The organism is Olivibacter sp. 47, from assembly GCF_030372825.1.
Taxonomy (GTDB): Bacteria; Bacteroidota; Bacteroidia; order Sphingobacteriales; family Sphingobacteriaceae; genus Olivibacter; species Olivibacter oleidegradans.
In genome coordinates this window covers 5,890,463-5,912,884 of the sequence record NZ_JAUCNR010000001.1, presented here as the reverse complement: position 1 = coordinate 5,912,884, position 22,422 = coordinate 5,890,463, and the positions used below count along the sequence as shown (strand labels likewise).

Annotated in this window: 17 protein-coding genes and 1 pseudogene; 4 read left to right on the top strand and 14 right to left on the bottom strand. The window is 41.2% G+C overall.

The window, feature by feature from the left end:
• Positions 1–94: 94 nt before the first annotated feature.
• From QT327_RS25585 to QT327_RS25520, 14 genes and pseudogenes are all read right to left on the bottom strand, one after another.
• Entirely contained in the window at positions 95–1,162 is a 1,068-nt protein-coding gene (locus tag QT327_RS25585) for a M20 family metallo-hydrolase (RefSeq protein WP_130854810.1), read from the bottom strand.
• 1 nt (position 1,163) lies between these two features.
• On the bottom strand, positions 1,164–1,967 hold the full coding sequence (gene proC, locus QT327_RS25580) for a pyrroline-5-carboxylate reductase (protein WP_013664338.1): 804 nt from the start codon (positions 1,965–1,967) through the stop codon (positions 1,164–1,166).
• Positions 1,968–1,991: 24 nt separating this feature from the next.
• On the bottom strand, positions 1,992–2,768 hold the full coding sequence (gene argB, locus QT327_RS25575; protein WP_041387970.1) for an acetylglutamate kinase: 777 nt from the start codon (positions 2,766–2,768) through the stop codon (positions 1,992–1,994).
• A 23-nt stretch (positions 2,769–2,791) separates the two neighbouring features.
• The gene (locus QT327_RS25570) at positions 2,792–3,790 is read right to left on the bottom strand and encodes a Rossmann-fold NAD(P)-binding domain-containing protein (RefSeq protein WP_013664336.1); all 999 of its coding nucleotides are present in this window, start codon (positions 3,788–3,790) and stop codon (positions 2,792–2,794) included.
• Between the two features lie 81 nt (positions 3,791–3,871).
• Positions 3,872–5,011: an aspartate aminotransferase family protein gene (locus QT327_RS25565; RefSeq protein ID WP_013664335.1), complete on the bottom strand. Its 1,140-nt coding sequence runs from the start codon at positions 5,009–5,011 to the stop codon at positions 3,872–3,874.
• 27 nt (positions 5,012–5,038) lie between these two features.
• Positions 5,039–5,401: a four helix bundle protein gene (locus QT327_RS25560; RefSeq protein WP_149105117.1), complete on the bottom strand. Its 363-nt coding sequence runs from the start codon at positions 5,399–5,401 to the stop codon at positions 5,039–5,041.
• Positions 5,402–5,442: 41 nt separating this feature from the next.
• Positions 5,443–6,414 (bottom strand): N-acetyl-gamma-glutamyl-phosphate reductase, encoded by a 972-nt coding sequence (gene argC, locus QT327_RS25555; RefSeq protein ID WP_130854811.1) that lies wholly within the window; start codon positions 6,412–6,414, stop codon positions 5,443–5,445.
• An 89-nt stretch (positions 6,415–6,503) separates the two neighbouring features.
• Positions 6,504–7,690: pseudogene (gene argG / locus QT327_RS25550) on the bottom strand (argininosuccinate synthase).
• 179 nt (positions 7,691–7,869) lie between these two features.
• Positions 7,870–8,565, bottom strand: a complete 696-nt coding sequence (locus QT327_RS25545) for an N-acetyltransferase (RefSeq protein WP_013664331.1) — start codon at positions 8,563–8,565, stop codon at positions 7,870–7,872.
• A 547-nt stretch (positions 8,566–9,112) separates the two neighbouring features.
• Positions 9,113–10,810: a sodium:solute symporter family transporter gene (locus QT327_RS25540; protein WP_289554242.1), complete on the bottom strand. Its 1,698-nt coding sequence runs from the start codon at positions 10,808–10,810 to the stop codon at positions 9,113–9,115.
• Between the two features lie 66 nt (positions 10,811–10,876).
• A complete protein-coding gene (gene araA, locus QT327_RS25535; RefSeq protein WP_289554241.1) occupies positions 10,877–12,376 on the bottom strand; it encodes an L-arabinose isomerase in 1,500 nt (499 codons plus the stop codon).
• Between the two features lie 176 nt (positions 12,377–12,552).
• Complete coding sequence (locus QT327_RS25530) at positions 12,553–13,260, bottom strand: L-ribulose-5-phosphate 4-epimerase (RefSeq protein WP_130854815.1); 708 nt, start codon at positions 13,258–13,260, stop codon at positions 12,553–12,555.
• 5 nt (positions 13,261–13,265) lie between these two features.
• Positions 13,266–14,957: a ribulokinase gene (locus tag QT327_RS25525; RefSeq protein WP_013664327.1), complete on the bottom strand. Its 1,692-nt coding sequence runs from the start codon at positions 14,955–14,957 to the stop codon at positions 13,266–13,268.
• 169 nt (positions 14,958–15,126) lie between these two features.
• On the bottom strand, positions 15,127–15,819 hold the full coding sequence (locus QT327_RS25520) for an NUDIX hydrolase (protein WP_013664326.1): 693 nt from the start codon (positions 15,817–15,819) through the stop codon (positions 15,127–15,129).
• Positions 15,820–16,112: 293 nt separating this feature from the next.
• Between QT327_RS25520 and QT327_RS25515 the strand changes: the two genes are divergently transcribed.
• The 4 genes from QT327_RS25515 to QT327_RS25500 all read left to right on the top strand — a co-directional run bounded on the left by QT327_RS25515 (position 16,113) and on the right by QT327_RS25500 (position 22,413).
• On the top strand, positions 16,113–17,264 hold the full coding sequence (locus tag QT327_RS25515; protein ID WP_289554240.1) for a TonB-dependent receptor plug domain-containing protein: 1,152 nt from the start codon (positions 16,113–16,115) through the stop codon (positions 17,262–17,264).
• A complete protein-coding gene (locus QT327_RS25510) occupies positions 17,209–19,179 on the top strand; it encodes a SusC/RagA family TonB-linked outer membrane protein (protein WP_289554239.1) in 1,971 nt (656 codons plus the stop codon). Before QT327_RS25515 ends, QT327_RS25510 begins: the two co-directional genes overlap by 56 nt.
• A gap of 18 nt (positions 19,180–19,197) precedes the next feature.
• Positions 19,198–20,757, top strand: coding sequence for a RagB/SusD family nutrient uptake outer membrane protein (locus QT327_RS25505; RefSeq protein WP_289554238.1), 1,560 nt, complete (start codon positions 19,198–19,200; stop codon positions 20,755–20,757).
• Positions 20,758–20,868: 111 nt separating this feature from the next.
• Positions 20,869–22,413, top strand: a complete 1,545-nt coding sequence (locus tag QT327_RS25500; RefSeq protein ID WP_289554237.1) for an alpha-N-arabinofuranosidase — start codon at positions 20,869–20,871, stop codon at positions 22,411–22,413.
• The last annotated feature ends 9 nt before the right edge of the window (positions 22,414–22,422 follow it).

Genomic DNA, 22,422 nt, shown 5'->3' with positions numbered 1-22,422 from the left:
AGTCATGGACATTTCATAAGAAATTAAAATTCAAAATTAAAAAGTAAAAAAGCCATTAGCCGAGTGCCAATCTCCGATTGCTGATAACCGAAAGTTAATTGCTAATAGCTAAGACCTTGCTTAGCAAAGCTACATAAAGTTCTATTCCCTCTTCAATTTCGCGAAGATATATAAATTCATCCGCACTATGAGAGCGGGCGGAATCACCGGGACCCATTTTTAAAGACGGCACCGGAATGAGCGCTTGGTCACTCATGGTGGGCGACCCATATGTTTTCCTGCCTAAAGCCACTCCCGCTTTCACAAAAGGATGGTCTTTTGTTATTGATGAAGGATTGAGTCGAGTGGATCTCGGCTGTACATCGCTTGCCACATATTGGCGGATGATAGCCAGTACTTCTTCATTGGAATAAGCATCGGTTGTGCGCACGTCCACTACATAACTGCAGGTTGCCGGGACTACATTATGTTGGGATCCGGCATTGATGACTGTTACACTCATTTTTATAGGGCCGAAGATAGCGGATTCTTTAGGGAATTTATAGGCGCGGAACCACTCAATGTCTTTCATGGCTTTATAGATCGCATTATCGCCTTCTTCTCTTGCTGCATGTCCTGACGCCCCCTGGGCCATGCAGTCAAGTACCATTAGCCCTTTTTCGGCAATGGCGAGATGCATCTCCGTGGGCTCACCTACAATGGCAAAATCTATGGGCTCTAATAAGGGAAATATCAGCTCAATTCCATTCCTTCCTGAGATTTCTTCCTCTGCAGTTGCTGCTATGCATATATTGTAATGGAGTTCTTGTAAAGGATAAAAATGTAAGAAAGTTGCGATGAGAGAGACTAGCGGTCCACCTGCATCGTTACTTCCCAAGCCATATAATTTACCATCGCTTACAGCTGCTTTAAAGGGATCGCGGGAGTAACCTGTATTCGGTTTTACTGTGTCGTGGTGAGAATTTAATAAAATTGTGGGTTTACGCTTGTCATAAAACTGATTGTAAGCCCAAACGTTATTTAACTTCCTATAACAGGGTATATCCCGCTCTTGGAAGAAGCGCTGAATTCGATCTGCTGTCCCGGTTTCTTCCTTGCTGAAAGATGGAATTTCAATTAGGTCTTTCAATAAATTGATGCTATCCCTTATTAATGCGTCCATCTTATTCCTTATATAGCCCGCCGGCCCGTTCCGCAGAGAGCTTAATGCCTTTGATAAAGGCAGAGCTAAAACCGTTATGTTCCATCTCGTTTAGGCCGGCAATTGTGCAGCCTTTTGGTGAGGTTACTTTATCAATTTCGCTTTCCGGATGGCTTTGCATTTGCAATAACAAGTCGGCCGCACCCTTTGCGGTTTGAACAGCCATCTTTAATGCATCGTGGGCATGAAATCCAATTTCAACACCTCCCTGAGAAGCCGCGCGAATACTTCTTAAGAAAAAGGCAATCCCGCAAGCACAAAGCGCAGTGGCAGAGGTCATCAAATCTTCATTGATGGTAACTACAGCACCTACGGTTTCAAATAAGCGAGTGACCTCGTCCATATGCTGCTCGTGTGCATTATCAGAGGCGATACAAGTCATCGATTGTCCAATGGCGATAGCGGTGTTCGGCATCGCCCGTATTACTTGTACAGCATCGCCCAGCTTATGACGGATATCTCGGCAGCTTACGCCTGAAATTACTGAAACAACAAGCTGTTTATCGGCAATTACGGCTCCATTGATTTGTTCCAATACTTGATTTAGTTGCTGAGGGAGAACCGCCAGAACAATGATATTAGCATCAAGAACTGCTTCTCTATTATTGTCCGAAAGCTTAAATCCAAGTTTGGCTTCCTGTGACATATTTCTGATGTTCCTTCTCGTGAGCGTTATATCGGAGGCATTACAATAAGCCTTCGCTATCAGTCCTTTTGCCAAGGATAGGCCGATGTTGCCGCTTCCTATGATGGTAATCTTAGGCATAATGTTCGTGTTGAATTATTTGCGTTAAAAAATGGTTGTTCCTGCTTGCTCATCTGTTAAATCATTCGCATGTTTAATAATTACTTTCTTGACACCTTTTGAAATGGCATCAAAAGCATTATCAAGTTTTGGAATCATGCCGTCGGCAATAATACCTTGCTCCTTTAACATGCTATAATGAGTACGATTAATTTGCGTAATAACGGAGCCTTCGTCTTCTATATCTTTTAATACGCCTCTTTTTTCGAAGCAGTAAATTAGAGAAATATCATAGTTTGAGGCGAGCCCTACGGCTAATGCAGAAGCAATGGTATCGGCATTTGTGTTTAATAACTGACCTTCTCCGTTATGGGTTATAGCGGAAAATACAGGGCATAAGCCGAGTTCGAGCAGACTTTGGATACGCTTGTTATGAATCGAAGTTGGGGTCATATCGCCCGCAAATCCATAATCGATCTCTTTGACAGGGCGTTTAATGGTGCGAATCGTGTTCCCATCTGCTCCACTTAGCCCAATCGCATCGCAGTGGTTCGCTTGTAATAGCGCGACAATGCTTTTGTTTGTCAAGCCGGCATATACCATGGTCACAATTTTCAGCGTTTCGAGATCCGTTATCCGTCTGCCATTGACCATTTTTGCCTCGATGCCTAGATCGCTTGCTAACTTACTGGCAATTTTTCCTCCACCGTGCACTAATATTTTCTTTCCTTTCAAATTGGCAAAAACGTTAGTAAACGCAGATAGCGCGGTTTCATTCTCTACAATATTGCCACCTATTTTTACGATATTTAGTTTTTCCATATGAGGGATTATATAAGTGGCTCTTATAGATTTTCCAATATCCTTTTCAATACAACCTGAGCCGCCCATACGCGATTACCAGCCTCTTGAATAACCAATGAGTCCGGACCGTCTAGTAGGGCTGATGATAATTCCAGATCCCTTCTTACCGGCAAACAATGCATCACTTTTGCATGGTTTGTTACTTTAAGCTTCTCGGGTGTGGGCATCCATTCTCTTCCTGTAACCAGTATTTTGCCATACTCTTGATAGCTCGACCAATTCTTAACATAGACGAAATCAGCGTTTTTTAGAGCCTCATTCTGATTGGTGGTGATTGTAGCCCCGTTTGTAAAGTGCTCATCGAGCTCGTATCCTTCAGGATGGGTAATAGTAAAATCTAACAATCCCTGCTCTTGGGCTTTACACATCCATTCGGAGAATGAATTGGGAACCGCTTGCGGTAATGCTTTAACATGTGGAGCCCAGGTAAGAACAACTTTTGGCTTGGCTGTAACTGTTGAAAATTTACCGTCCACTTCTTTAGACGTGGATGGCGTATGCTCTAAGATCGTAATTAAATCTGTTAAGCTTTGAAGCGGGTGACGTGTAGCACTCTCTAAGCTAACAAGGGGTTTTTTGCAGTAAGTTGAAAATTTATTAAAAAGGTCTTCGCTATAGTCTTCTTTACGATCTTTTAAGCCTGGGAAGGAACGTAAGCCCAAAACATCACAATATTCACCCATTACGGCCGCCGCCTCCCGAATATGTTCAACCGTTGTGCCATCCATCACAACGCCATCCCTGGTTTCAAGCGCCCAGCCATCCTTATCCATATTCATGACCATAACATCCATTCCCAAGTTTATAGCAGCTTTCTGTGTACTAAGTCGTGTGCGTAAACTTGGATTCAGGAAAACAAGTCCGAGCATCTTATGTTCTCCCAATTTGCGATGAGCATTCGGTGCAGCTTTAAGCGCTAATGCTTCTTTGACAATAGTTGATAAATTATCTACATCCGCTACTGAAAAAAATTTCTTCATTGAATCTCTTTTTTAATAGTTGTACGTTTTAAGTTACAGGTTGTCCGTTTTAAGCTTTAGGCACTTACGACGTGAAACTTATTACTTATAACTTCTTAATCTCTCCGATAATGCCTCCAAAAACCTGTCCGCCTCTTTCTTTCCTAAATTCAATGCAGGCAGTAAGCGGATCACATTAGGCTTTGCCTCTCCTGTAAATATATGGTTTTTAAATAATAGATCTTTCTTGACCTGATTTAGCTCTTCCGGAAGCTCGATGCCGATCATTAAACCTTCACCTCTTATTTCTTTGATTTTATCAAATCCCTTTAATTCGCTCATTAAATAGCGTCCAATTTGCAATGCGTTCTGCACGAGTTGTTCCTTCTCCATCGTCTCCAAAACGGCTAAGGCGGCTACGCATGCAAGATGATTCCCCCCGAAAGTGGTACCTAATTCACCAAACCAAGGCTTAATCTTGGGTGAAATGGAAATGGCACCTATCGGGAAGCCATTACCCATACCCTTGGCCATGCTATAAATATCTGCTTGTACGTTTGCATGGTCATGGGAGTAAAATTTTCCGGAGCGTCCGTAGCCGCATTGTACAGAATCAGCAATAAAGATTGCATTATACTGTTCGGTTAAGCTCCGTATTTTCTGAAGGAAGCTGTGGTTGGCTACCCGTATACCACCAACGCCTTGAATTCCTTCAATAATGACGGAAGATATCGCTTCTCCTTGTTCCGCAAAGATTTTTTCAAGTGCGTCTTCGTCATTGAAAGGAAGGAAAATAACATTTTCCGTCTCGTTTACCGGAGCGATAATCTTGGGATTGTCAGTTGCCGAAACCGCTAGTGATGTTCTTCCGTGGAAAGCGCCTTTGAATGCGATCACTTTTTTGCGACCATTGTAAAAAGACGCCAATTTGAGCGCATTCTCATTAGCTTCGGCGCCGGAGTTACATAAAAAAAGCTGGTAATCTTTTTTGTCAGAAACTTTGCCCAGTAGCTCAGCGAGTTGTTTTTGAAGCGGTATCTCAATCGAATTAGAGTAAAAACCTATCTTATTCAGTTGATCTGTTATACGCTGTATATAATGCGGATGGCTATGGCCTATGGAGATAACTGCGTGTCCTCCATATAGGTCTAAGTATTCCCGGCCAGTGGCATCATAAACATAAGAGCCAACTCCTTTTACAATTTCAATGGGATTTATAGGGTATACGTCAAAGAGTTTCATTGCGTTATGAGTATTAAGTTTTACGTTTTAAGCTATCGTGCTACGTATTTTTGTTATGAGCGAAATGAGCATTGCTTTTATCTGATTAATTTCGTCGTTGAGCGATTCAAAAGTTTTTTGTGATAAATAGCCTAAATCATTTGCAAGTAGTAAAAAGTATTCTGTTTCGTTTGCAGATCCTAACGAAATGCTCAAAAAGTGAATAAAATCTTTTTGGGAGGGCCTTCCACATCTTTCTGCAATATTCGCAGGTATAGAAGCTGTAGACCTCCGCAACTGACTGGTTAAACCGTATTGTTCTTCTTTAGGAAAAGCCGCGCTGATTTTATAGATATTAAGAGTAGTTTGATGCGACTTTACCCATACAATCAATTCTTTATAATTTTGCATTTTGAAGTTAAACGTATAACATACTACTTATAACTTATAACTTAAAAACCAACGGCTTTAAGCTTCAATCCAGTCGTTTCCTCCAATCCGAATAGAAGATTCATGTTTTGTACGGCTTGTCCGCTTGCACCTTTTAGAAGATTATCGATGATGGAGATAATCATCAATTTAGTACCATGTTTCTCTAAATGAATCAGTGCTTTATTCGTGTTCACCACTTGTTTTAAATCGATGTTGCCCGGACTTACGTGAGTAAATGGATGACTTGCATAATAGTGGCTATATAAATCTGATGCCTCCTCTATAGATAATGTTGACTCCAAATAAGTACAGGCTAAAATACCTCGGGTAAATGCACCACGTTGTGGCACAAAATTGATTGTTTGATCAAACGAAGATTGCAGTTGAATAAGACTTTCTCCGATCTCATGTAGATGTTGATGCTCGAAAGCCTTATATACGGAAAGGTTATTATTCCTCCAGCTAAAATGGGATGTCGGTGATAAGCTCTGTCCGGCACCGGTAGAGCCGGTTGTTGCATTGATATGTATTTCCGAAGCCAGCAGTCCTTTAGCTGCCAACGGCAGCAAGCCCAATTGAATCGCTGTAGCAAAACAGCCCGGGTTCGCGATATGCTGCGCCGTTTTTATTTTATCCCGTTGAAGCTCGGGTAAACCATAAACAAAGTTTTCCGCCTTTGACTTCAATCTGTAATCCTGGCTCAGATCAATTATCCGAATGGATTCGGCTATCCGGTTTGCCTCTAAAAATTTCCGGGCCGCACCATGACCAACACACAGAAATAAGACATCAATATTTTGGGGAAGCTCATCGGTAAATTTCAGCTCTGTATCGCCAAATAGATCAGTATGCACGGAATGAACCGGGTTCCCTGCGTTACTGTTACTATTGACAAAGGCAACTTCTACATGAGGATGATTAATGAGAACCCTTAAAAGCTCTCCTCCGGTATAGCCGGCTCCGCCAACAATCCCTACTTTTATTTTATTCATATCAGAATAGTTTTGAGTTATAAGTAATACGTTATACGTTATACGTTTTTTTCTTACTCACTCGATACTTATAACTCATTACTTAAAACTTACAACTTATTAACCTTATGCCATATCATTACTTGATTTCCAAAGATTTTAGAGAATCCCTTTACATCTTCGCCAGTCCATGCATTGTTCATCTCTCCATAACTTCCGAACTTACTGGACATTAAATCATGCTTGGATTCCACGCCAATTATATTAAATCGATACGGGTTTAATTCAACGAATACTTGACCACTGACCATTTCCTGTGAGCTTTGCAAAAAGGCTTCAATATCTCTCATAATAGGATCATGAAATTGCCCCTCGTGCATCCAGTTACCATAAAAAGAAGCTAACTGATCTTTCCAACTTAACTGCCATTTCGTAAGTGTGTGTTTTTCAAGCGTATGATGAGCTTTAATAATAACAACCGGTGCTGCCGCTTCAAAACCGACTCTTCCTTTGATGCCAATGATTGTGTCTCCTACGTGTATATCTCTTCCTATTCCGTATGGTTGGGCAATCGACTGCAATTTTTGTATCACTTTTACCGGACCTAGCCGTTCACCGTCAAGTGCTACCGGCTCACCTTTCTCGAATTCATGGTAATTCTTCTGCTTTCACTTGCTGTCACTTGTGTGGGCCATGCCTCTTCCGGTAATGTTTCATGGGATGTTAAGGTTTCTTTTCCTCCCACTGAAGTGCCCCAAATGCCTTTATTAATCGAGTATTTTGCTTTTTCGGCACTGTAGGTTACACCATGATTATGCAAGTAATCGATTTCAGATTCGCGGCTTAATTTCAAGTCCCTAATAGGTGTTATGATTTCTACGTCCGGAATCAGGATATTAAAGATCATATCGAAACGTACTTGATCATTACCTGCACCAGTACTTCCATGGGCAACGAAGTTTGCGTCGATTTTCTTTACATAGTTTGCAATGGCAGTTGCTTGGCATACACGCTCGGCACTTACCGATAAGGGATAGGTTGCATTTTTTAATACGTTACCGTAGATAAGATACTTTATACTTTCGTTATAATAGTTTTGGGTTTCATCAACTGTAGCATGTGACGCAACACCGAGCTCATAAGCGCGTGCTTCGATCTGTTTAAGTTCATCTTCCGAAAATCCTCCCGTATTGACGATGACGGAATGAACTTCTAAGCCCATATCTTTGGATAGGTAAATGGCACAGAATGAGGTGTCTAATCCTCCACTAAATGCTAATACTACTTTCTTTTTCATTAGAATAATTTATTATTAAACGGAATGAACTCGCTTGCAGTACGCCGGCAAATCCATCTTATAGAATATGATGAGTGAAGGCTCTTATTGGCATAAATGAGCTCCTAACACTCGGTTATACCTGTCTTTTACAGGCTAGCTTATATTGTAATTACTGTAAGCGGTAACTAATACATCAACTAATCGTACGCTAAAAATAAGGTAGCGATAATTTTGCTCCTTCTTCTCAAACTTAATTCGATACGTTTTAATAAGGAGTGCTTTTTTTGCATCTGTTTCAAACGTTCTTTTGCTTTCGCTTTTTGCTCAATTTTTTGTCGAAGCTCTTTTTCCTTCTCCACAGGGTCCCATAACATAGCTGTGCACATACAATTTTTACGGTCTTTACTCATTAAGATATCGTAATTTACACAACTTTGACAACCTTTCCAAAATTCTTCGTCTTGGGTTAACTCTGAATAGGGGACGGGTTCATACCCCAGCTCCGAATTGATTTTCATTACTGCAAAACCAGTGGTCAGACCAAAGATTTTTGCCTTCGGGTATTTTTCGCGCGATAAGTCAAAAATCCGCTTTTTAATAGCTTTAGCTAACCCTTCTTTTCGGAAAACCGGATTAACGATGAGGCCGGAATTGGCAACATATTCACCATGGCTCCAAGTTTCGATATAACAAAAACCTGCCCAAGTGCCATCTTTATGGAGCGCTATTACAGCTTTTCCCTCAAGCATCTTATTGGCAATATATTCCGGTTTTCGACGTGCAATACCCGTACCGCGTGCTTTGGCAGATTCCGCCATTTCATTGCAAATCTGTTCGGCATATCCGATATGCGATTCATTTGCAGGAATAACAACAAAATTTGAAGTATTCATTGAATGTGAATGACCCAAGAGAACAAAACAATAAAACACATTTTGCTCTACCGTTTGATTTTGATTACCTTTTTGTTAATTGTTTTTGATGGATACAATAACCGGACTCGCTATTGTACTTTTTGTGGAGTGGGTATGCCCTCGAATCAAGCCCGGGGCATAATGGGTCGTCGGACTCTTAAAACAAGTTTGTTGCCAATCGCTTTTATGCATGGGATTACTTGCGCACTTCCTGGATTGGAATGCTTAGCAATATTTATATGCATATTAGCAATATTCATGTTATAAAGAATCTTTCCTTATTTAATAATGGTTGCAAATGTAAAAAATAAAATTTGGTTTATGCAATATTTATTGTATAAAATTAGTAATATTTTATCGATTTTGCTTGGCAGTTTTGATAATGTTATGGCTTGACTCCCATTTTTAGGATTTCTTTAAAGGTGTAAAACGAAGGCTGTGGCGTTATATTCCATTAAAAGGTGTATAGAATGGGATACCTCTTGTAACTGAAAGGCAATATAAGAGGTATCCCATTTTCGGGAGATTACCAGAATCTTACGTAAAGCGCACTAACTAATAGTAAAGTCAATACAATCATAACCATTACGGAAGGTTCTACTTTAAACATTTTAGTGTCTAAAATGAATGCTTTGGGATTAATTTTTGGTCCTGCCAAACTAACAGCGATCATTGCAATAACAGTGAACAGAAACGAAAGGCCCATGCAAATCTGAAAAGGAATTTCATAACCACCGCGCCCGTTTGGATAAGCCGTATATAACAAAGTGTCATTTCCAAACCACGTCGGCGCGTAATTGTTAAAAACTACCGATAAAGCAAAACCCATAATAAGTCCTACGATGGCTGCAGCTCCTGTAGTTCGTTTCCAAAACATACCTAATAAAAACATTGCCAATACACCTGGACTGATAAAACCGGTATATTTTTGAATAAAAGTAAAACCGCCCTCTCCGCCGATTCCAAGCATATCGTCCCACGTGAAGAGAATTGATGCTGCAATCGCGATGATTACGGTAATTTTTCCAACATTGACCAGATTTCTTTCCGACGCATCTTTATTCATATACTTTTTATAGATGTCCATGGTGAAAATAGTGGCTATACTGTTGGCCTTTCCCGCTAACGAAGCAACAATGGCTGCGGTTAAGGCAGCTAATGATAGCCCTTTCATGCCATCAGGCAGAAAACCTAGAATAGCCGAATAGGCATTGTCAGGGTTGAAATGTCCACCCGGTGCCATTTCTTCCTGCAAAGCGCCATTTTTGTATAGAACATAAGCGGCGATCCCGGGAAGCATAACGATAACCGGCATAAAAAGCTTCAAAAATCCGGCAAAAAGAATTCCCGTACGTGCGGTTTTTAAATCAGCACCCAAAGCGCGTTGGGTAATATATTGATTGCAACCCCAATAATTTAGATTGACAATCCATATCCCTGCTAAGTACATGCCTAAGCCGGGGAGCATAAGGTACTTATTAATTTCCTCCTGGGATGACGAAGCAGTCGGCTTTTCGATAATCATTTTAAAATGCTCCGGCGAATCCTTCATAAGTTGCGAGAAGCCGGCCAATACATCTTTGCCTAAACCAAAATGTTCGCTGACAAGTGTAAGCGCTACATAAGTTGTAGCTACGCCACCAATAATAAGTACCAGCACCTGAATAACGTCCGTAAAACCGATTACGCGCATACCGCCCAGGGTAATTACAACAGCAAAGACCGATAGAGCCAATACAATCGTATGAAAGCTTCCACCGCCGGCCAAATTATTAATAGCTAAAGCTCCTAAGAATAAGATTGACGTTAGATTTACAAAAACATAAAGGAACAACCAGAATACAGCCATGATTAGACTGGTTGTTTCATTGTACCGATTATTTAAAAATTGCGGCATGGTGAAAATCTTGTTTTTCAGATAAACAGGAATGAACCACACGGCTACAATAATAAGAGCCAGGGCCGCGATCCACTCGTAGGCTGCAACAGCAACCCCGACGGTAAATCCATTGCCGCTCATACCGATGAATTGCTCTGCCGATATATTGGAAGCGATAAGCGAAGCGCCAATTGCCCACCAGGTTAACGATCCTTCAGCTAAAAAGTAATCTTTACTACTGGCGTTCGCATTGTTTTTTTTGCGATAAATCCAATATCCATATCCCGCTACTACTACAAAATAGACGAGAAATATGATGTAATCAATTTGTGCAAATTTTCCCATAATGGAGTTAAGGTTAAAAGGTTAGCAAAAAAGATGGCGAAAAGAGCCGTTCCGCCACCTTTTATTTTATTTTTGGATCTGATAAAACACCTCACTCCATTTCAATTCATTTTCGAATTGACCAAGCTTCGTGTTTTCATCAATTTTTACAAATTCAATACCTGCTATACGTGCAAAATCTTCCAGGTACTCACTTGTTAGATTTTGGCTATAAACGGTATGGTGCGCACCACCGGCATAGATCCAAGCGGTACATGCGGTTTTCATATCCGGTAATGGTTTCCAAAGAACGCGTGCAACCGGTAACTTTGGTAGTTCATTTTGTACATCAACCCCTTCTACAACATTCACAATAAGGCGAAACCTGTTTCCCATATCCACTAATGAGGCATTCAATGCCTTTCCGCCTGCTGCATTAAAAACAAGTCGGGCCGGATCTGCCTTTCCGCCAATACCTAAAGGATGAACTTCTAAACGAGGTTTATCTTTTGCTAAGGAAGCGTCTACTTCAAGCATATGTGACCCGAGTACCATTGCATTATCAGGATCGAAGTGATACGTATAGTCTTCCATAAAAGCATTCGCTCCAGGTAGACCCGAAGCCATTACTTTGCAGGCACGAACCAAAGCCGGTGTTTTCCAATCGCCTTCTCCTGCAAAACCATACCCTTGTTGCATAAGCCTTTGGGCGGCAATACCTGGAAGTTGTACTAAACCGTGCAAATCCTCAAAGGTGTCTGTAAATCCTTTATAACCGCCTGCTTCCAGGAAGTTCTTTAAACCGATTTCGATTTTTGCTGCATCTAGTACGTGTTGTCGTTGCGCTCCGCCTTCTTTCGCGTTATCGGCAAGTATATATTCTTCTTCATATACTTTTACCAGTGCTGCAACCGCTTCATCACTTACTTTGTTTATCTCAGCTACTAGATCACCAATGGCATAAGTATTAACCGAGAAACCGAATTTCATTTCTGCTTCCACTTTATCTCCATCGGTTACAGCAACATATCGCATGTTATCGCCAAAGCGAACAAACTTCGCGCCTTGCCAATCGTTCCAAGCGGCGGCGGCCCTAGTCCAGATACCAATCTTTTTGGCAACATCTTCATCCTGCCAGAAGCCGGTCACTACTTTTCTGTTGATCCGCATCCTGGAAACGATGAACCCAAATTCCCGGTCGCCATGTGCACTCTGATTGAGGTTCATGAAATCCATGTCAATACTGTCCCACGGAATATCTCGATTATACTGCGTGTGCAGATGTAAGAGGGGTTTTTTGAGAGCGTTCAATCCCCTGATCCACATTTTTGCCGGAGAGAACGTGTGCATCCAGGTAATAATGCCAATACAATTGGCGTCTTTGTTTGCCTCTGCGATGGTGTTATATATTTCTTCCGAGTTTTTTACAATTGGTTTGTACACAATATTAACCGGAATCAGTGCTTGATCCGTCAAATAATCAGCAATCTTTTTAGCGTGCTCCGCAGCCTGCGCGAGGGTTTCAGGACCGTATAAATCTTGACTTCCTGTTATAAACCAGACGTCAAAAGTTTTTAAATTTAGCATATCTATATTTCGTTGTTCGTTATTTGTTTTGTATCAAGTATCAAGATATTCCTAGAAGTTTTCAGTTTTACGTTTATTGATTTTCCAGCCTTTGTCTGTGGCTTAGGAGCTGGGAAACAGGGGGCTTATTCCCTGTTGTAAATTTAAACTTACCACGTAAAACTCATCACTTAAAACTACTGTTGTCCATAATAAGAATCCGGTCCATGCTTCCGCTCGAAATGTTTTTTGATCAATGAATCTTTAAGGCGTGGCGCATTGGGATTAATCTGTTCCGTTAATAAGGCCATTTGTGCCACCGTTTCCAAGACAGCGCTATTGTACACTGCTTTTTCTGCGGTCTTTCCCCAAGTAAAGGGGGCGTGGTTTCCTACCAAAATCATTTCCACTTCCCGGTAATCCAATCCGTGATCCTTAAAGTGGTTAAGGATCTGAAAGCCTGTTTCATATTCATAATTACCTTTGATCATGTGATCGGCCATGGGCGGAGCACATGGAATATCGGTAGTAAGATGGTCGGCGTGTGTCGTGCCAAATATGGGAATATCCCGCTGACTTTGCGCCCACGCAGTAGCATAAGTAGAATGGGTATGGACAATACCGCCGATATTTTCCCAGTGTTTGTATAATACAGCATGGGTTTTCGTATCAGAAGAGGGTCTCATGTCACCTTCAATGGTATTGCCCTCAAAATCGACAATCACCATGTTTTCGGGACTTAATTTTTCGTAAGGCACACCACTTGGTTTAATGGCAAAAACTCCTTTAGCTCGATCGACAACGCTGACATTGCCAAATGTAAAAAGCACCAGACCTAGTTTAGGAAGCTGCATATTGCTTTCATATGCAGCCTCTCTTATATCTTGATAATTAAAATTAGCCATGAATTTTAAGCGATATGAGTTAATATATTGTCTTTTGAGGTTAACTTCTCTTCAATGAGCATACCCATTTGTGTATACTTTTCGTAGCGTAGTTTATAAATCGCAACTCTTTGCGGATTCGGGTGATATTCAGCGTCAAAGCCTTGGCCCATGGCAGACATAGCCTCTTCTACTTTGGTGTAAATGCCTGCCGCAGTGGCTGCAAACATAGCGGCTCCAATCGCACAAGTTTGCTCCGATCGATGGATTTTTATGGGCATATCCATTACATCAGCCATCATTTGCATGATAAATGGTGCTTTTCTGGCGACACCTCCCATGCCAATTAAGCCTTTAACCGGTACACCTTGTTCATTGAAGCGATCAACAATTTTCTTAGCGCCAAAACAAGTTGCCTCTACTAATGCTCTAAAGAGCTGCACCGCGTCTGTTCCCAGGTTTAGGTCGAAAAAAGCTCCTTTAAGCGCCTGGTTAGCATCAGGTGTCCGTCTTCCGTTTAGCCAGTCGATTGCAAATTCTTGCTGAATATTAGGTTCGATCTTCTCGGCGAGTTTACTCAGTTGCGGTATAATCTGCTGTTCTAGTTGGTTCGCCAAATCGTCCAATGCCGGATTATCATTTGTTGACAAAAGATTTTTTAGTGGCCACATCAAAAGATTTTTGAACCAGGCATAGGCATCACCAAACGCAGACTGACCGGCCTCCATTCCGAGCATCCCGGGAATGACAGAACCATTTACCTGGCCACAAATACCGCTTACTAAGATGCCGTCTACTTCATGGTTCGGAGCCACTAGCATATCGCAGGTAGACGTGCCCATTACCTTGCTTAAATAGTATGGCTCAATTTGTCCACCCACAGCTCCCATGTGGGCGTCGAAGGCGCCAATTCCGATCACTACCGATGTGCTGAGTCCGAGTTTTTGCGCCCACTCTTCACATAAATGGCCCGCCTTTTTATCGGCCGTATAGGTATCTGCTGAAATATTGTCGGTAAAGCCATTTAGCAAAGGATCAACAGCAATAAAGAATTCGTTTGGCGGATAACCGTCAAATGACTCGTTCCAAAGGGATTTATGACCGGCCGAGCATACACCTCTTTTTATATGTAGCGCATCTTTGCCACCGGTTAGTAAAAACGGAATCCAATCGCAATGTTCAACCCAAGTGAAAATGTTGTTGGCGATCGCTTTGTCTTTACGTAAAATATGGAGCAACTTCGCCCAAAACCATTCAGAGGAATAGATGCCTCCCACGTATTGCAGGTAGTTTATATCAAATTTTTTGGCGGTTTGATTGATCTCGTCTGCTTCCTTTACGGATGTATGATCTTTCCAGAGTACAAACATTGCGTTTGGATTTTCCTCGAAAGCAGGAAGCAGTGCTAACGGTGTACCTGTTTTATCAACGGCAACTGGTGTTGATCCGGTTGTATCAACTGCGATAGCCTTTACATTGGCTGATATCTGTTCACCACTCTGCTTTAAGCAGTCTTTAATCGTATATTCCAGACCTTCAATATAATCTAAAGGATGTTGCCTAAATTGGTTGATGGAAGGATTACAATATAAACCTTTTTTCCACCGGGGGTAATGATAGATCGAGGAAGCGATCTCTTGTCCATTACGGGCATTCACGAGCACAGATCGCACCGAATCCGTGCCGTAGTCTACTCCGATAACATATGCATTGTCCATATATACTAAAGTGTATTTCGTTCTTTAATTTTTATACCCAGAGAATTACAGTGCTGTGAGTTTACGATACTAATTGGTCAGTCTGTCAATCTCTTCTGCTATTTCGTGTCAAAATAACATTTATTTTTTTAGATAAAAAATATTATCGAAAAAATGTGCATGAAAAAAATTAAGGGTTAGGTATAAAGTTTAAGAATGAACTTATTTTATCTTTATAGGTTTCCTTATTGAGCTTGTAATAAAATGCACCCTTTTTCGAATTCTCTTTATCCTTATCTTTTTGACGAACTAATAAACCTGTTGACAAAAGTTTTCTATTAAAGTTTCTTTTATCCAATACAATATCATAAACACCCTCATAAAGAGTCAGTATTTGGGGGATAGTAAATTTTTCGGGCAGTAACTCGAAGAGTATTGGATGCAGGGCGGCTTTATAGCGTAATTTTTTCTTCGCATGTTCTACCATGCTATTATGATCAAAGATAAGTTTCGGTATTTCTTTTAGTGGCATCCACTCGGCACGATACTCCTTGCTTAACTGATCTTTGTATTTACGAATGTCAATAAGTGCATAATAAGCAATGCTGATTGTTCTCTCAATGGGATCTCGATTGGGTTCGCCAAAGACCTCCATTTGCTCCATATATACATTTTCTAAACCCGTCAATTGCTTCAAGACGCGTGCAGCGGCTTCCTCAGGTGTTTCATTCGGCTCCACGAATCCGCCCATTAAGCTCCATTTATTTTTTTCAGGCTCAAAGCCTCTTTGTATAAGCAGCAATTTAAGACTTTCCCCATCAAATCCAAAGATGATACAGTCTACGGCAACAAGTAGGCGTGTTTGTTTTGAGTATTTCGTCATAATTTAAAGGTAATTAGATCGGTAAGATAATATTCATTTAAGATAATTATCGGCATTCTGTAAAAATTAGTTCCACGTTCGCATTACATGCGATAAAGATAGTCAAATTCCAGTTGCTTTATCAAATTGGTAAAGCAGACAATGTTACAAAGATAATCATTGTTTAAACGATTAAGTATTCAAAGAAGTGTTTTTTGACACTTTTTATTAAATGTTCCATTGACATTTAATAAAAAGCTTCTATATTCGTTCCGACCGATTACGCTTAAAACGAATAACCAATATATAAACACATGCAACGAATCAATTTAAAATTCAATTGGCGTAGCGCTTTGATAGTATACATGGCGCTTCTGCTAAGCCATTTGGGGTGGAGCCAACAGAGCACGCAAATTAAAGGGAAGGTAACTGATAAAAAAGGAGAGCCTATACCCGGTATCAGCGTAAGTCTACCAGGCTCGAAAATCGGAACTACAAGTGATCTCAATGGTTTTTATCAAGTTCAAGTACCGGCCTTAATTGGCAAGCTGGTATTTACCAATGTTGGGTATATAAAAAAAGAAGTCCCTTTAGTTTCCGGACAATTCATCTACGACGTAACCTTGGAAGAGGATTTACTGGGATTGGAAGAAGTGGTGGTGGTGGGATACGGAACGCAGCGAAAAGCAGACATTACCGGCTCTGTTGCTATTGTGGATGTTGCCGAATCCAAGAAATACTTAACAAATGATATTTCCCAGCTATTACAGGGACGGAGTCCGGGTATTACCGTAAATAGCGATGGACAGCCCGGTGCCAGCCCAAATGTAAGAATTCGAGGCGTAAGCACTTTTGGTAATGCACAGCCGCTATATGTGGTAGACGGTGTTCCTGTGGGCACGTCCATACGTGATTTCAGCCCTAATGATATCGAATCGATGCAGGTCTTAAAGGACGCTTCAGCAGGTGCTATATACGGTTCTATGGCAGCCAACGGAGTGGTGATAATTACAACAAAACAGGGTAAGAAAAATACGCCGTTAAATATTGAGTATAATGGATCCTATGGGGTGGATAAAGTTTGGCAACGTATACCGGTTTTAAAGCGCACCGATTATCAGTTGATTGCCAATGAAGTAAGAACCAATGCCGGGTTACCGCTCATTCCGGGAAATGATCCATCTTCACCACTATTTATTGATAACGTGGATACGGATTGGCAAAAGGAAGGATTAAAAAACGGATCAAGGCAAAACCATAATCTCAATTTTATGGGTGGTGGGGAAAATACGACCTATAACCTTTCTTTCGACTACCTTGGTAATGACGGTACTTTTGTTGGCAATGGACCTAGTTATGATCGGTATACTGCACGCATCAATACAACTGCCAGAAAAGGTATTTTCAAAGTTGGCCAAACTTTTATCCTATACACACTCGCACGAAAATACACTTACCTACAATAATACCATATTGACTGGCAGTCGCCCGCCATTGGTGATCGATTTGGTGGAAGCTATTCCAACACAAATGGTTTATGATCCTAATAATAAGGGAGGTTTTGGCGGTACGGAGTCGAATATCCATGATGTTATATCGCTTAATGCAATTGCCATCAATAGTTTGTTTGAGAATTATACAGACGTCGATCGCATGTTTGCAACTGCTTATGGAGAGATCGATTTAATAAACAAGAACGGGCATAGCTTACGATATAAATTAAATTTAGGATACGACAAAACACAGGCGCGGGATTACGCTTTTCAACCTGCCTTCGATTTGGGATATTTTTTCCATTCAAATATTTCCAGATTAGACGACGGGCAACGCACCTATACAACGGGCTTGGTAGAGAACACCTTGAATTATGAAAAAAAGTTTGGAAAACATGCGCTCACGGCACTGATCGGGCAAACCTACCAGTATGGATCTGCATTAGTTCGTAGTGGACATTCAGAAGCCTTTACAGAGCCATATTTCCCAATTTTAGACAATGGAAGCAATAAAACGGCCTCCGGCACCATTGACGAAAATGCGCTTTCATCTTATTTAGGCCGTATTACATATAATTACGATGATAAGTACCTCCTGACTGCCAATATCCGTCGAGATGGATCTTCCCGATTTAGTCCTAGGAATAGGTTCGGTTATTTCCCCTCGATTGCTTTGGGATGGAAGTTGACCAATGAACCATTTTTTAAGGTATCGAAGGATATTGTAAGTGACTTAAAGCTGCGAGCGAGTTATGGCAAGCTGGGAAATCAAAATATTGGGGATTACTTATATATGAGCTATATCAATCCGAATATTGTCTACAACTTTAATGGCCAAAAAGTGTTCGGCGGACTTCAAACAAGTTTAGTGTCGCCTGATATCAAATGGGAATCTAAAGTTACCTCCAACATCGGTTTGGATGGTATTTTGCTGAATGGACTAATTGATTTTACCGTAGAATATTATCGCAATAAAACCACTGATATATTGGTTGGTGTTCCTATTCCCGGTTCAACGGGATCGGTTAATAAGGCACCGACAGTTAATACGGGAAGTTTGCAGAATTCAGGGTTTGAGTTTATGGCAGCCTATAATAAAACCCAAGGAGATTTTAATTTTAGTATTGCCGCAAATGTAAGTACAATTAAGAATAAAGTATTGGCTTTGGGTGATAACAATGAACCTATTTATGGTGCTGGTTCCAAAACGGAAATTGGAGGCGAAGTGGGACAGCATTTTGGCTATGTGACGGAAGGTATCTTTCAATCGGTCGAAGAAGTAAATGCGCATGCTTTTCAAAGTGCAGGAACAGCACCCGGAGACCTTAAGTTTAAGGATTTAAATGGAGACCATGTGATTAATGCGGATGACCGAGCCTATCTCGGAAGTGCTATCCCGGGATTAAATTATGGATTGAACTTCACTGCCTCTTACAAAAAAATAGATTTTACCTTATTTGCATCCGGTAGTTCGGGCTTTAAAATCAATAGCAGAATGTACCGAGACCTTATGTTAACGACAGATTATATTAATAGACATGAGGATATTTTGGAGCGTTGGACACCGACAAACACGAACACCGAAATCCCTCGTTTGGTAGCCAATGATCCCAATGGAAACGGACGTGACTCGGATAGAAAGGGCTGGCTGCAAGATGGAACGTATTTACGGATCAACACGGTATCACTGGGCTATACTTTACCTGATAAATTGATCAAGGGCGTTCAACGCTTGCGGGTCTATGCAACGGCTCAAAACTTATATACTTTCCAATCTTACAAAGGATACAATCCTGATTTCACTGCCGGGGTCTTTGAGCCCGGGTTTGATTTTGGTTCCTTTCCGAAGCCAAGAACCTTGATGTTGGGAGTACAAGTTGGGTTTTAATATATAATCAAAATAATTATGAAAAGATATATAATCGCACTGTTTTTATTCTCCATGTTGATGGTTGGATGCGATAAAAAACTAGATCTTAATAGTCAAAAACAAGAACAAGTAGAGACTTATTGGCAAACAGCAGAGCAAGCATCGGCGGGTGTTATCGCCATTTACAATAGTCTGATTCAAGACGGTACCTATATGCGGATGATGCCTGCTCTTACCGATGCAAGAGGAGATGATTTTGTAGGAGACAGCCCCTGGGGCGATTTGGTGCAAACGGGAAAGTTTACGGTTATGTCAACCTCCGGACCGGTAGAGTGGGTTTGGTCGCAATGGTATCAATTGATATACAGGGCAAATCAAGTGCTTACGTTTGTTCCCAAGATTGAGATGGATCAAGCATTGAAGGATCGTCTATTTGGACAAGCTCATTTTTTAAGGGGTTTAGCCTATTTTACCCTAGCAAATACTTATAAGACTGTTCCCGTTATTCTTACACCTCCTGTCGATAGGCAGGATTATTACCCGGCAACAGCCTCTGAAGAGGTTTTATGGCAACAGATTATCGACGACCTTCGTGCTGCAGTAGAGTTGTTACCGATTTCTTATAGTACGGTATCCGGGCCTGATGCCAATCAAACCGGGAGAGTTACGAAGGGCGCTGCAGTGGGAATGCTCGGGAAAGTGTTTCTCTATCGGAAAAATTGGGCAGCAGCGGCTGAGCAATTCCGATTGCTAATAGAAGGGCCAACGCTGAATACCTATCGTTTAATGACTGATTATCGAGATAACTTCAAGCCAACTAACGAAAATAATGCCGAGTCTTTATTTGAAGTCCAATTTGCCGACCCGGAAACGGTTGGAGGAACTGTCTTCAATTACGGAGGAGAGCCGAATGCCAACTGGAAGCAAGTCTCTTCTGTTGGGCATACCTATGCCATGGACGGTTTTGGTTATTCTGACTTTTTGCCTACAAGAGGACTTTATAATGAATTTAAGGAAGAGCGGACAATAGATGGTGAGCTCGATCCCAGACTGCTATCTACCATTGCTTCCTTTGAGCCAGGTGTGTCCGAATTGGCCTATGGGGATGTTTGGAAAAATCCGAAGAGCAATATCTATCCGCGTAAATATACCCATGATGGTATTCCAGGCTATACAAATGAAAATAACGGCGTGGAAAACTCAGGCATTAATTACCGTATTCTTCGGTATGCTGACGTATTACTCATGTATGCGGAAGCGCTGAACGAACTTGGCCAGACAGACCAAGCCTATCCCTATATACAACAAGTAAGAGATCGCGCGAAACTTCCTGATCTGGCGAGTGTAAAGTCGAATATGACACAAGAGCAAATGCGCGATCAAATCGCACATGAACGATTTCTAGAGCTAGCTATTGAGGGAATTCGGATTAATGACATTATCCGATGGGGCTGGTTATATGATCCGGATAAACTTGCCAAACTGAAAGAAAATGATAACGATTTTGACACCTGGCGAGCAGGAAAGGAATACCTTCCCATTCCACAGCGAGAGTTAGATCTTAATAGAAACTTGTTGCCTAATTCGGCAAATTAAAAGGAATAGCTGAATAGGATAGTTTTTAAATGTTTATTTTACATTTATTAATATTTTCCTATCTTAGACGAGCGTATAGCCAATTATTTGTTAGATACCAAAATTGATACCATGAATAAAAAACCACTTATTGCCTTACTGTCCTTGCTGATTTCCAGTACGACATTATGGGCACAAAACCTGGTGAAATTATTGCCGGGGAAAGACACCATTACCATTAATAAACATATCTATGGGCATTTTGCCGAACATTTGGGCCGTTGCATCTACGATGGCATTTATGTAGGCGAGGACAATAAAACCGTTCCACATACCAACGGTGTTCGCAATGATGTGATAGAGGCATTAAAAAAATTAAACATACCAAACCTTCGTTGGCCGGGTGGTTGTTTTGCAGATACCTATCATTGGAAAGATGGTATCGGGCCAAAAGGAAAGCGACCAAGCATCGTAAATACTTGGTGGGGAGGAGTTACTGAGAATAACAGCTTTGGAACGCATGATTTTTTAAATATGTGTGAACTTCTTGGCACCGAACCGTACCTAGCTGGTAATGTAGGTAGTGGGGAAGTGCAAGAACTGGCCGATTGGGTACAATACGTCAATTTTGATGGAAAAAGCCCCATGTCCGATCTTCGGAGGGAAAACGGGAGAGACAAACCCTGGAAGGTTAAGTTCTGGGGAGTTGGTAACGAAGCGTGGGGATGCGGGGGCAATATGACGCCGGAGTATTATGCGGATGTATACCGTAAATACGCCACCTTTATGTCAGATTGGACCAATAGCGGCGGGCTGTTTCGTATTGCATCCGGAGCCAACAGCGATAATTATGAATGGACCGAAACGCTTATGAAAAAGATTCCCAAATCTTTGGTCAAGGGCTTAGCATTACATCATTATGCGGTAATTGACTGGCAAAAGAAAGGTTCAGCAACCATGTATACTGATGAACAGTATTTCAAAACGATGAAATCTGCCTGGTTCATGAATGAGCTGGTTGAGAAGCATAGTGCTATCATGGATAAATATGATCCTAAAAAAGAAATCGCGCTTGTTGTTGATGAGTGGGGTGGCTGGTACGAGGTAGAGCCCGGCACTAATCCCGGCTTTTTATATCAACAAAATACCATGAGGGATGCGATGATAGCCGGTATGACGCTCAATATATTCAACAATCATGCAGAACGGGTGCGAATGGCTAATCTGGCGCAAACTGTGAATGTGCTACAAGCGGTTATATTAACCGAAGGTGATAAGATGCTGGTGACTCCGACCTATCATGTTTTGGAAATGTACAAAGTGCATCAGGATGCTAGATTGGTTCCTATTGAAGTAAATAGTCAAAAGCTTTCATTTAACGGCGAATCAATTCCAGCGGTTTCCGCTTCGGCATCCATCGCAGAGGACGGCAATACACATATATCGTTGGTAAACATCGACCCTAAAAACCAGCAAGAAATTACGATCGACTTAAGTGATAGAAAATACAAAAATCTAAACGGACGATTACTTACTTCAAAAAAACTTAGAGATTTTAATTCTTTTGAGAATCCAGGCTACATAAAACCAGAAATATTTAAAGGAGCCAAAATGAAAAATAACCAAATTTCGGTCACGCTACCGCCATTCTCTGTGGCCGTCTTAGCGTTAAATTAAAGGTACAAA